At 69.0% G+C, this 11,439-nt stretch carries 9 protein-coding genes; 4 read left to right on the plus strand and 5 right to left on the minus strand.

What is annotated here, in order from left to right; translation table 11 throughout:
* Positions 1-78 precede the first annotated feature (78 nt).
* Together ABZ441_RS24895 and ABZ441_RS24900 are read right to left on the minus strand one after the other, a co-directional pair.
* Positions 79-297, minus strand: a complete 219-nt coding sequence (locus ABZ441_RS24895) for a DUF5988 family protein (protein ID WP_205021172.1) — start codon at positions 295-297, stop codon at positions 79-81.
* Positions 294-1,019, minus strand: coding sequence for a 4'-phosphopantetheinyl transferase superfamily protein (locus ABZ441_RS24900; RefSeq protein WP_358978017.1), 726 nt, complete (start codon positions 1,017-1,019; stop codon positions 294-296). The genes ABZ441_RS24895 and ABZ441_RS24900 overlap by 4 nt, the downstream gene beginning before the upstream one ends.
* A gap of 225 nt (positions 1,020-1,244) precedes the next feature.
* On the opposite strand from ABZ441_RS24900, the gene ABZ441_RS24905 reads away from it, so the two are divergent.
* Positions 1,245-2,312 carry a 3-dehydroquinate synthase family protein gene (locus ABZ441_RS24905; RefSeq protein WP_358978019.1) on the plus strand — a complete coding sequence of 356 codons (1,068 nt, stop codon included), beginning with the start codon at positions 1,245-1,247 and terminating at the stop codon, positions 2,310-2,312.
* Complete coding sequence (locus ABZ441_RS24910; RefSeq protein ID WP_358978021.1) at positions 2,309-2,743, plus strand: type II 3-dehydroquinate dehydratase; 435 nt, start codon at positions 2,309-2,311, stop codon at positions 2,741-2,743. The genes ABZ441_RS24905 and ABZ441_RS24910 overlap by 4 nt, the downstream gene beginning before the upstream one ends.
* 97 nt (positions 2,744-2,840) lie before the next feature.
* On the opposite strand, the gene ABZ441_RS24915 is transcribed toward ABZ441_RS24910, so the two are convergent.
* Entirely contained in the window at positions 2,841-3,548 is a 708-nt protein-coding gene (locus ABZ441_RS24915) for a VC0807 family protein (RefSeq protein ID WP_358978023.1), read from the minus strand.
* A 182-nt stretch (positions 3,549-3,730) separates the two neighbouring features.
* On the opposite strand from ABZ441_RS24915, the gene ABZ441_RS24920 reads away from it, so the two are divergent.
* Both ABZ441_RS24920 and ABZ441_RS24925 read left to right on the plus strand, forming a co-directional pair.
* Positions 3,731-5,617, plus strand: coding sequence for a histidine kinase (locus tag ABZ441_RS24920; protein WP_358978025.1), 1,887 nt, complete (start codon positions 3,731-3,733; stop codon positions 5,615-5,617).
* Positions 5,569-6,228 (plus strand): response regulator transcription factor, encoded by a 660-nt coding sequence (locus tag ABZ441_RS24925; protein WP_358978027.1) that lies wholly within the window; start codon positions 5,569-5,571, stop codon positions 6,226-6,228. Before ABZ441_RS24920 ends, ABZ441_RS24925 begins: the two co-directional genes overlap by 49 nt.
* A 58-nt stretch (positions 6,229-6,286) precedes the next feature.
* On the opposite strand, the gene ABZ441_RS24930 is transcribed toward ABZ441_RS24925, so the two are convergent.
* Together ABZ441_RS24930 and ABZ441_RS24935 are read right to left on the minus strand one after the other, a co-directional pair.
* On the minus strand, positions 6,287-9,088 hold the full coding sequence (locus ABZ441_RS24930) for an AAA family ATPase (RefSeq protein WP_358978029.1): 2,802 nt from the start codon (positions 9,086-9,088) through the stop codon (positions 6,287-6,289).
* A gap of 877 nt (positions 9,089-9,965) precedes the next feature.
* Positions 9,966-11,150 (minus strand): 3-deoxy-7-phosphoheptulonate synthase, encoded by a 1,185-nt coding sequence (locus ABZ441_RS24935; RefSeq protein ID WP_358978031.1) that lies wholly within the window; start codon positions 11,148-11,150, stop codon positions 9,966-9,968.
* Positions 11,151-11,439: the final 289 nt, after the last annotated feature.

Genomic DNA, 11,439 nt, shown 5'->3' on the forward strand with positions numbered 1-11,439 from the left:
TCCTCGCCGTCGGCTCCGACGGCGAGGAAGCACCGCACCTTCGGCCCGTGCCGAACTCACCTCGTAGGCACCCGGGTCCTACTCCGCGAACTGCGTCGCCCCGGTCCAGGTGAAGACCCGCAGGGCGACTCCTTCGTGCACTTCACTCTCGGCCGTGGGCTCGAAGTGCTCGTACCGGTTGCCCCGGGGGAGCTTCAGCTTCTCGTCCAGGCGCTCCACGTGGCGAATGCGCTGCTCCTCGGAGAGATAGGGGGAAGGGCCACCCCGGAGAATTACGTTGGGCTCGACGATACTCATGCGGTACCTACTCCTCGGTGGATGTCAGGGGTTCGGTCGGGGTTCAGGTCGAGAGGTCGCTCGGCGGCCGTCACAGAAATCGCTGTGACCACGAGCCCTTTTCCGGCGGTCCAGCGGCCGGTGAATCCCTCAGGGGCATTACGGATTCCACGTGCACCCTGCGGAAGAATGCGTACGGAGAACGTGCCGCCAACCGGGTCGATCTCGATGAGAGCATCCTCGAATCCAAGAGGCCGGCGGGTGATCGGAAACCAGGTCTTATAAACGCTTTCCTTGGCACTGAAAAGCATTCTGTCCCAGCGCACGCCGGGAAAGCTGCGGAGAAGTTCTTTCGTCCTGGCCTCTTCCTCGGGAAGGGCCACGGCCTCGAGGACTCCGTCAGGCAGTGGCTGGTCGGGCTCCGCGTCGATGCCGACGGAGGCGATCTCCGAGGCTCGGGCCACCACGGCGGCCCGGTATCCGCGGCAGTGCGTGATGCTCCCCCGCACCTGGTCCGGCCAGAGGGGCTCCCCTCTGGGACCCGAGAGGATGGGCCGGTCCGAGACGACATCGAGGCGCGCAAGCGCCATGCGGGCACAATGACGTCCCGTGGTGAATTCGCGGCGCCGTGACTCCACGGAATCGCGAACAAGTGCCTCCTCCTCGGAAAGAAGGGTGACCCCCGGCGGATCCTCGAACGCTTCGTACGATGCGACTTCCGCTGCGAGCAACTGCTCAATCATCGCTCTCACCCGTTCCAGGCCGGTGGCTGTTCGACAACCACAGGTAAGGATTTTGTGAATCGTATTTCTCCGCCGTCGGAGGCGACACCCCTATGTTGGATCTCTCACCCCTATTCACGTGTCGAGCCCCCTGCATTCATGCGAACCTGGGCTGCGGGCGCGACCGCGTGGTCCATGCTGCGGCCGTGGCGGCCTGCGTAGCGACGGACGACGAGGAGCAAGGACATGCCCCAGGAATTCCGGCGGATCGAGGTGCCGCTGGGTGAGCGGTCGTACTCCGTGCGGATCGGCCCCGGCGTGCGTCACACCCTGCCCGAGGTGGTGGCCGAACTCGGCGCGGCACGGGTCGTCATCGTGTCCGCGAGGCCCCGTGACTGGGTCCCGGACCCGGGTGTGCCGGCGCTGGCGCTGGAGGCGAAGGACGGCGAGGCCGACAAGACGCTGGCGACGGTGGAGGAACTCTGCCGCCGGTTCGCCGAGTTCGGGCTGACCAGGACGGACGCGGTGGTCTCCTGCGGAGGCGGGACGACCACCGATTCGGTGGGCCTGGCGGCGGCGCTCTACCACCGCGGTGTTCCGGTGATCCATCTGCCGACATCGCTCCTGGCCCAGGTCGACGCGAGCGTCGGCGGGAAGACCGCGGTGAACCTGCCGCAGGGGAAGAACCTGGTCGGGGCGTACTGGCAGCCGAAGGCCGTGCTGTGCGACACCGACTACCTGGAGACGTTGCCGCCCCGGGAGTGGCTGAACGGCTACGGCGAGATCGCCAGGTGCCACTTCATCGGAGCGGGTGACCTGCGCGGCCTGTCCACCCACGAGCAGATCGCCGCGAGTGTCGCCCTGAAGGCGTCCGTCGTCGCCGCCGACGAACGGGACTCGGGGAAGCGGCACATCCTCAACTACGGCCACACGCTGGGACACGCCCTGGAGCGGGCGACCGACTACGCCGTCCGGCACGGCGAGGGTGTCGCGATCGGCACCGTGTTCGCCGGACGGCTGGCCGGCGCGCTGGGCCGTATCGACGAGGCCCGGGTCGCGGAACACCGCGCGGTCGTGGCGAGTTACTCGCTGCCCACCGAGCTGCCTGCCGGGCCGTCACCGGACACCCTCGTCGCTCTGATGAGGCTGGACAAGAAGGCCACCACCGGCCTGTCGTTCGTCCTGGACGGACCGCGGGGACCGGAGCTGGTGCACGACGTCCCGGAGCGCGCAGTCGTCGAGACACTCGCCGGCATGAGTCCCGCCCCTCGGGACGACCTCACATCTACCGCCGACACGAAGGGTGCCTCATGAGCACACTGCTACTTCTCAACGGTCCCAACCTGGGCATTCTCGGCCGTCGCGAACCGGAGGTCTACGGGAAGGCGACCCTGGCGGACATAGAGCGCTCCGTGGCCCAGGAGGTGGAGGAGCGGGGCTGGGACGTGGTCTCGGTCCAGCGTGAATCGGAGGGCGAGCTGATCCATGCGATCCAGGACAACTACGACTCGGTCGGCGCGATCGTCAACCCCGGCGCACTGATGATCGCGGGTTGGAGTCTGCGGGACGCCCTGGCCAACTACCCCCGGCCGTGGATAGAGGTGCACCTCTCCAATGTGTGGGCGCGTGAGCAGTTCCGGCACGAGTCGGTCATCGCGCCCCTGGCGGGAGGGGTCATCGTCGGCATGGGTGCGCTGGGCTACCAGCTGGCGGCACGAGCCCTGCTGTCGCTGACACAGGAGTGAGTGGCCCGTCCGGGCGGGAGGGCCCACGGTCCCTTGGGGGGGGAAGGGACCGGGGCCGCTCCTGACCGCCCGGACGGGGGTAGGGGGTGAATCGCGGTCAGCTTTCGGCCGGCCTGCCGAGGCGGGCCGAGAGGCGCTTGGCGTACGACTTGCTGAACTGCACGATCACGATGAGCAGGACCGTGAGCAGACCGGCGCCCAGCAGCGGGACGCTGTCGACGGGCAGGGTGTAGGCCATGACCACCCGGGCCACCGCGTCGATCATGAAGGCCGTTCCCCAGGCGACGGTCAGCACCCTCATGGCCCGCCGGAATTCGGGCACCTCGTCCCAGTCCTTACGCCAGGCCGCGGCGGTGGCCTCCGGGAGCAGCGGCATGGTCGCCTGATAGATGAAGGGCCGCGAGGCCAGCAGGGTGCTGAGCATCCAGAGTCCGACCAGGGCTGTCAGATAGCTCTCCCGGGCCAGGACCAGCCGGGGGTCTCCCGTCAGCAGCGACACCAGTGTGGCGCTGAGCATGATGCTCAGGGAGAACAGCGTGGGCCGCTCGACCCGACGGTCCTTGACCGCCCGGTAGACCAGCCGCACCAGAGGGAGCGCGCTGCTGAGTACGAGTGCGAGCCACTGGTTCACACCCATGAGTCGGAGCCCGTAGAAGAGCAGGAGCGGCAGCGCGACGTCCAGTGCCGCCGCCTCGACGAGCATGGTCCGTGGGCTGCGCCCTGTTCGTTCCGGTTGCTTGTCGTTCCCCGCGAGCGTGGTGGATTCCGGTTCCGGCCCTTCCTGAACCTGAGGTGCTGGTTTCACGACGGCCTCCTCTCCTGGCTGCTCTTGTCCGGGTCCTGCCGCTGTGTTCACCGATGACGCTACGCACCGACGGAGGTCCGCGGAATGCAGTCCGGAACACAGTCGGGGTGCAGAAAACTGCACCTGCCCGCGGGCCTGCGTGCATGTCAGACTGTTGATCACACGAGCTGCCGGGAGGTGCGATGACCGACGGAACACGGCCTTGCGGCACTTCATGGCGGCGCGCCCTCCGTCTCGCCCCGGTGCGCGGGGTGGCGCTGGCCGCGCTCGGTGCGGCCGGGCTGCTGCTCGTCGTACCGATGGCTGTGGCCCTCCTGTCCGGCGCGGTGGGAACGGTGCTCCGCATACGCCGGCTGCCCGCGATGCGCCGCCGCCTGGCGGCCTCGTGGTCGCGGGTGGACATCCCCGATCCCTACGTTCCCCATCTCTCGGAGGCCCGTGCCCGGGAAGGCGGGCTGTACCGGTACGGCAGACGCCTGTACGCCTCCGGCAGTACGGCCCGGCGCAAGCGCGGCGCCTGGAAGATCACCCGGGACCCCGCGACCGCCCGCGACCTGTGGTGGCTGCTGTTGGACCCGTTCGTCGGGGCCCCGGTGGCCGTGCTGCCCGCGGCCCTGATCGGTGCCGGTCTCGCGGGAGTCTCCTCGCCCCTGTGGCACGGAGGGCACGGCTCGGTGTTCGTGGTGGGGCTGGGCATCGCCTCGGTGTCGGCGGGCGTCGCGGCGGGGCCGTCGTTGATCCTGCTGCACGGGTACTGGACGAGGCTCCTCCTGGGCGCCGGCGTCCCCGCGCCAGGAGGCGGGACCCGGTGGTGGATCCGTCTGTGGCGACAGGTCCAGACGGCGGGAGCCGCCTGCCTGCTGTGCGCGCTCGCGGTGTGCGGGCTCGTACTGGCCGTGCTCCAGCTGGTCGCCGCCGTGTTCTCCCTGGTCCTCGGGCTCGTCCCGGTCTTCACCCAGGTGGTCCTGGTGAGCCGCAAGCTGGTGAACCTGTGGCGGGAGCTCCTGCGCCACGGTGGGCTGGCGGACATCACGGAGCCGTACCGGCAGCAGCCGTCGGCACCTGTCCAGGGCGCCGACGGGCACTACGTGTACGGCCGCACGCTGCACCCCGGACCGCTGCTCCCCACCTGGCTCGCCGCCCGCCGGTGGGTTCTCACCGACCCCGCGACCTGGCGCGACCTCCTTTGGCTCCTGACGAATCCGGTGGTGACGGCGGTTCTGCTGCTCGGGCCGACGGCGTCGGTCCTCGCCGTCGGGCTGTGGTGGTCCGGCCCGGCCGGCTTCGCGGCGGCACTGCTCGCGGCGGGGGTCGTCCTCTGGGGCACCCCGTACACGTTGCGGGCCCAGGCCCGCTGGTGTGCCCTGCTGTTGGCGCCCACCGACCGGTCCGTGCTCGCGCGGCGCGTGCAGCAGCTGACCACGACGCGGGCAGAGGCGACGGGTGTGCAGGCGGCGGAGCTGCTGCGGATCGAACGCGATCTGCACGACGGGGCGCAGACCAGGCTCGTCGCCATCGGAATGAGCCTGCGCGCCATCGAGCGGCGCCTCGGCAGTGAGCAGCCCGAACTCCGGGCGATGGCCGCCGAGGCGCGGGAGAACTCCTCCGCCGCGCTCCGTGAGCTGCGCAGCCTGGTACGCGGCGTGCATCCGCCGGTCCTGGCCGAGCGGGGGCTCGTCGACGCCGTGCGCACGCTGGCGCTGGCCCATCCGCTGACGGTCGAGGTGACCGCCGACCTCCAGGGGCGGGCGCAGATGCCGGTGGCCGCATGTGCGTACTTCTCCGTGAGCGAGGCGCTCACCAACACCGCGAAGCACTCCGGCGCCCAGCGCGTCGTGATCGACCTCCGCCACCGGGCGGGGGCGCTGCGGATCACCGTGACCGATGACGGATGCGGCGGCGCCGATCCCGCCCGCGGCAGCGGTATCCGGGGGATCCAGCGGCGTCTGGCCACTTTTGACGGTCTGCTCGACGTGGCCTCGCCTCCCGGCGGCCCGACCACTTTGACAATGGAGCTCCCGTGCGTGTTGTCCTCGGCGAGGACCAGTACCTCCTCAGGAAAGGACTGACCCATCTGCTGGAGGACCACGGCTTCGAACTCGCGGCCGTGGTCGAGACCGGCCCCGATTTGCTCGACGCCCTGCTGCTGCACCGGCCGGACGTGGCTCTGGTCGACGTACGGCTCCCGCCGACCTTCACGGACGAGGGGCTCCAGGCGGCGCTGACCGCCCGCCGGACGGTTCCCGGACTCCCTGTGCTGGTGCTGTCCCAGCACGTGGAGCAGTTGTACGCCCGGGAGTTGCTGGCGGACGGACGAGGCGGAATCGGCTATCTGCTCAAGGACCGTGTCTTCGACGACGACTCGTTCATCGACTCGGTGCGCCGCGTTGCTTCCGGGGGCACGGCCATGGACCCTGAAGTGATCAGTCAGTTGTTCCAGGCGATGGGGCCGGCGCGGGCGGAGCCGCTGGCCACGCTGACGGCGCGGGAGAGGGAGGTGCTGGCGCTCATGGCGGAGGGCAGGTCGAACGCGGCCATCTCGGAGCGGATGTCGCTCAGCGACAGCGCCGTGAGCAAGCACGCGGCCAGCATCTTCGCCAAGCTGGACCTGGTGCAGTCCACCAGTGACAACAGGCGAGTGCTGGCCGTGATCGCGTACCTCAACAGCTCACGTGCGTAGGAGAAGTGGGGAGAGGAGAAAGGGGAGGGGGGTGAACGGGGACGTGTGGTGCCGGAGGTCAGCAGGCCGGGTTGGCGACGTGGTATTCGAGCTCGACCGGGAGGTCCGTCCTGCGCTTGACCCGCAGCTTCCTGAAGACCTTGGTGAGGTGCTGCTCCACCGTGCTGACGGTGATGTGCAGCTTGCAGGAGATCTCACGGTTCGTGTAGCCGAGGGAGGCGAGTGCGGCGACCCGGCGCTCGGAGAGGGTCAGCACGTCCGCGGCCGACGTGGTCTCGTCCACCGGCCGGGACCAGGAGTCGTTCTGCGCGGAGTGCAGCATCGTCGGCTCCTCCGGGCGGGCGAGTGCCGGATCCTGCATCCGCTGCATCCCGCCCTCCTTGGCCAGCCGCCCCGCGCGACGCGAGATCATCTGGGCCTTGCCGAACTCCCCCATGCCCTCGTGGGCGCAGCTCAGGTCGAACAGCGCCTGGGTGAGGGTCAGCCGGTCACCGCTCGCCTGGAGGATCTCGACGGACTCCTTGAGGAGACTCAGCCGGCCACGGTGACTCGCCGTACCCGCCAGGACACGCAACGAGGCGCCGTACGTGCGCGAGGCACGCGAGCCGATCTGCGCCATCTGTTCCTTGGTGAGATCACGCGCCCGCTCGTGGTCCCCCAGCCGGAGGAGTACCTGGGCGGCATCGGTTCGCCAGGGTACGAACGTCGGCGAATCGAGCTGCCACGACCTCATCAGCTCACCGCAGTAGCTGAAGTCCGCGAGCGCTGCCTGCAGCCGGTCGGTCGCCAGGTAGTAGTGGCCCCGGGCGCGCAGATACGTCAGCCCGTACCGGGTCTGGAACATGGCCGCGGGCACCGTCTCCCGCAGGTACTTACGGGCGCTCTCGAAGTCGCCCCGGGCCGTGACGGCTTCGAGGAGGGTGCCCAGTGTGGCCCCGACCGCGACGCCCCAGCCCGCGACGCCGATCAGCGTGAGTGCCTTGAGCGCGTACCGCTCGGCCTGCACCAGATCGCCTTCCCGCAGCGCGATCTCCGCGCGCAGCCCCGACAGGGCCGCCTGCCACGTCACCACGCCTCGGCTGCCGGCTTCGGTGAGCAGCGCGTCGCACCAGCGCCCCGCCAGGAGCGGCTGCTCCGCGTAGATGAGCGTCTGCAGGGCAGAACAGACGGACTCGAGCATCGTGTCGCTCAACTGGCTGCTCTGCAGTATCTGTTCGGCAACCCTGATGCACCGCTCGTCCCCGCCCGCAGTCTGCCCGAGGACCGAGCTGAGCACGGCCGACGCCTGTGCCTGCTGCCCCGGCGGCGTGGTCGCGTTGTCGAAGAGGTGGTTCTCCACGCCGGATCTGTCCGGGATGAACTGCGGATAGGCGTGTCTGAGCAGGTTGTGGACGCCGGCCAGGACGGCGTTCGGTGTTTCGTTCGCGGACGGCGTGATGCGGGTCAGGTGCGTGATGAGTTCCCTGGCCTCCTGGATGCGCCCGTGCCACATGAGCACACGCAGCAGGTATGCCGTCTGCTCGACGTCGAGGTGGCCGTCGCGCTGCGCCTGGAACAGCGGGGTGAGGTGACGGACGGCGCCCTCCGGGTCACTGCGCCACTTGATCTGGACGAGCATCATCCGCAACAGAGCCCGCTGCCGCTCTCCTTCACACACGGAGAGCGCGAACTCGATGTAGCGGATCGCCGGTTCCTCGTCGTCGGCGGCCAGCGACTCCTCCGCGGCCCTCTGCAGCACCGCGATGGCCCAGTCCGCGCCCACGTGTTTCGCCGCCACCAGATGGTCCGCGACGTCGGTGACGCTGCCGCCGCCGTCGCTCAGCAGTTGCGCGGCACGCGTGTGCAGTTCCGCCAGCATCTGCGGGGCGAGGTCGTCGTAGACGGCTGCGCGTGTCAGCCTGTGCCGGAACCGGCCGTCGTGGATGATTCCCAGCGTCTGGAGTGACTGCAGGGCCCGGCGGAGGGCTTCCTGGCCATGGCCGAGGAACTCGGCGATCCGGTGCGTCGAACCGGTTGCGTCGAGTACGGCCATACCCCTGGCCGCCTCGAGTTCATCCGGTCCGCTGCGGCGCAGGCAGGTCAGGACGGCCTGCCGGAAGCTCTCACCGAGCGACGAGCAGCCCGCCCGGCCCGGCAACTCGCCGGACTCGGCCTGGTCCTCTATGAGGGCCCGAACCAGAAGCCGGTTACCGCCGGTCATCCGGTGCGCTTCGGCCGCATGGTCTGCGGTGTCCTGGCCGAGGTGCTGCGAGCACATCTCACTGACGCCGTCCACCGTCAGGGGTGCCAGCCTGATCCGGTGGAACTGGGTCTGGCGGACCAGTTCGATCCGGAAGGCGGGGTGCACCGACCAGTCACCCGACGACTCGGCCAGTACGAGCAGGATGCGGGAGGATCGCAGTCGGTTGACCAGGCGCATCACGCAGTCCATCGACGGTTCGTCCGCATGGTGCACGTCGTCGACGACGACGACGAGCGGTGCCCGTTCGGACAGTTCGAGCAGCGTGGCCGCCGCCGTACGGGAGACCTCGGACGCGACGCCCGAGCCGATGATCTCCGCGACGGGTCCCGCGTGCGCCGGCAGACAGTCGAGCAGCTGACGCAGTACGGCGAAGGGCAGGGTTCGGTCAGCCCTCGTCGCGGTTGCGTTCAGGAGCAGGGCTCCCTCGTCGGCGCACTGGTCTGCGAAGGAGCGCAGCAGCTCGGTCTTGCCACTTGCCACCGCCCCGCTGACAAGTCCTATCTTTCCGTGCCCCTTGAAAGTGGCAGTCAAAAGGTTACTGAGCAGTTTCAGGTCATGCTCACGTTCCACGAGTGCCACTGGCACCATCATCCCCCATTGTGACCATTTCCATGACATCGAGGAGCGGTGGCTGCATCACCAAAGGCTCAAAACCATGCCTTACTCCGCGACTACCCCGTCCGGCATGACTGACACTTGACGCCACACCGGCTATCGCCAGGGACCAAAAACAGTCGCTGGAATCCCTCTCCAATTGGAACACTAGCTCCACCCCCCTCCCCCTGCAAACCCCTACCCAAAGTACACAACGTGCCTTTGCGTGGGTTCCGCTTTCTGCCGCCGCAGGCAGGCTTCCACCACCTGGCTGTCCGTCAAATCTTAGGCAGGAAGCTCAAGTTCACCTCAGATGACGAACCCAGGGCGGCCTCGACCCCCTCAATCCATCCCCTCTGGACATAGGGGTATCGCTCACGCGACATAGGGGATCGGCCTCCACATTCGCCCTCGCCGCCACCGGCGCCCCCACGTGGGAGTAAGGGCGAGCTCAGGATTCGAATGGCCTTGCCGGTACGGACCAAGGCACGCAGTGGCCGGTCAGGCACCCATGCCGCGCCGCGGCGGGTGAGGTGCGGGTGAGGCGGACGCCGAGCCCGGATGGCGATATTCCGCCGTCCGGCCTCCCCGAGCGGATACCGATCTTGTTGCATGTTCAGGACGAGGCTGACACGCAGAGGTCACAGTGCGGCCGCCCGCCCGGGCCCTGTGGGGTCAGAGGCCCTCGACCGCCCACGGCGCACCTGCCGGACCAGGGGGAACGGCGGGGCCGGGGAGGGGTCTTGACGACGCACCCTCCGCGCTCCCGGTACTGCCCGCCCGGGCTCCGTACGCGTGGGGACGGGAATGCGGCGGGACGGGTGGCGCCAATGGTTGGACCAATGCAAGTGAGCGGGAAACCCGAGCGTGGACGCCTGTGCAGAACTTTCAGTTCCAGAAATCAGCCGCGGAGCATCTCTGCCATAAGAAAAGCCAACTCCACGGATTGTTGTTCATTCAACCGGGGGCCGCATTCAGTCCCGTATCCGCCGACTGGTTCCGTGTCGGACATATCCCGTGCGCCCGATGTCTCGAAATGCAATCCGCCCAAATGGGTACCCAGAGCCCGATGTACATCGATGTATCCCCGGATCTCTTCGACTACGCGCGAGAAGGAACACGCGGTGCCGTCCCTGGCCGGCCCGTGAGGGGAGCCGTGCATCGGGTCGCAGCTCCACGCCACCTGGTGGCCGGACGCAGTCACCTTCTCGACGATGGGCGGGAGTACGTCACGGACCCGGTCGCCGCCCATCCGGCTGATCAGCGTGACCCGGCCGGGCCGTACGTGCGGATCGAGTCTCCGCACGTACTCCACGGCCTCCTCGGGAGCCGTCGCCGGCCCGATCGTGAGGCATATCGGGTTGGCCAGCAGCTCTGCGAGCGCGATGTGGGAGTCGTCGGGCCGCAGGGCCCGCTCGCCGATCCTGAACTGGTGCGCGGACAGCGCCCACAGTTGCTGCTCGTACCTTCCGGAGTCCTCCCGGAGCAGGTGGGGCACCTCGTGGTCGAGCAGCAGCGGCTCATGGCTCGCGAACACCTTCGTGGTCCGCAGTGGGCGGTCGTCGGCCCCCCAGGCGGCCATGAACCGCAGGCAGCGGTCGATCTCGGCGGAGAAGGCACCGAACCGGCTCCCCCCTGCCGTGTCGCGTACGAACTCCCGGTTCCAGTCCTGCACCTGACGCACGTCCGCGATGCCGTACTCACCGCTCATCGCCCGGATCATGTTCATCGTCACCGCGGCGTTCGCGTGGGCCACGCCGGAGCCGGGCCCCGCGTGCCGGGAGGCCAGCCGGGCGATCTTGACCACGGGCATCCTGGCGGCGTGGGACAGGACGACGGACATCTGCAGCAGCGTACGGACGAGGCCTCCCACACGGCGGCCGCTGAAGGGCTCCGCGCATGTGCTGCCCTGGAGGACGAAGGCCTCTCCACGGGCGGCCGCGGCCATGAGGCCGCTGAGGTCGTCCACCTCGGACGGCAGGACGAGCGGGGCCGCGCCGGTGAGCGCTGTCCGCACACGGCCCGGCCCGATCAGCGGCGTGGCACCCGGTTCGGGTCTGGGGAGGTCGGACGGCTCGTTCGTCATGGTCCCTCGTGGTCCTTGTTCACTGGGGCTGCACAGTGGCCGTTGCTCCTCGAACGCCGTACGACCCGCATCGGCGTGCGGATTCACGTTCAGGGATCGAGGGGGACGGATCCGACCGGCCGGACCTGTGGAGAGGGGCCCGTCCGGCGTTCGAGGGCATGCGCGCGCGGCGGCCGCCCGACCCGGGCTTCCGCTACTGCGGGGGGTTGCCGTGCTTGCGGGACGGCAGGTCCGCGTGCTTGTTACGGAGCATCGCGAGCGAGGCGATCAGTACCTCGCGCGTCTCGGC

This window comes from Streptomyces sp. NPDC005752, assembly GCF_040630715.1.
GTDB lineage: Bacteria > Actinomycetota > Actinomycetes > Streptomycetales > Streptomycetaceae > Streptomyces.

What these genes read in the sequence shown, in the direction of transcription:
- ABZ441_RS24905 (WP_358978019.1), top strand. Translation starts at nt 1,245, where the DNA reads ATGCCCCAGGAATTCCGGCGGATCGAGGTGCCGCTGGGTGAGCGGTCG.
- ABZ441_RS24920 (WP_358978025.1), top strand. Translation starts at nt 3,731, where the DNA reads ATGACCGACGGAACACGGCCTTGCGGCACTTCATGGCGGCGCGCCCTC.
- ABZ441_RS24930 (WP_358978029.1), bottom strand. Translation starts at nt 9,088, where the DNA reads ATGTCATGGAAATGGTCACAATGGGGGATGATGGTGCCAGTGGCACTC.
- ABZ441_RS24900 (WP_358978017.1), bottom strand. Translation starts at nt 1,019, where the DNA reads ATGATTGAGCAGTTGCTCGCAGCGGAAGTCGCATCGTACGAAGCGTTC.
- ABZ441_RS24935 (WP_358978031.1), bottom strand. Translation starts at nt 11,150, where the DNA reads ATGACGAACGAGCCGTCCGACCTCCCCAGACCCGAACCGGGTGCCACG.
- ABZ441_RS24895 (WP_205021172.1), bottom strand. Translation starts at nt 297, where the DNA reads ATGAGTATCGTCGAGCCCAACGTAATTCTCCGGGGTGGCCCTTCCCCC.
- ABZ441_RS24910 (WP_358978021.1), top strand. Translation starts at nt 2,309, where the DNA reads ATGAGCACACTGCTACTTCTCAACGGTCCCAACCTGGGCATTCTCGGC.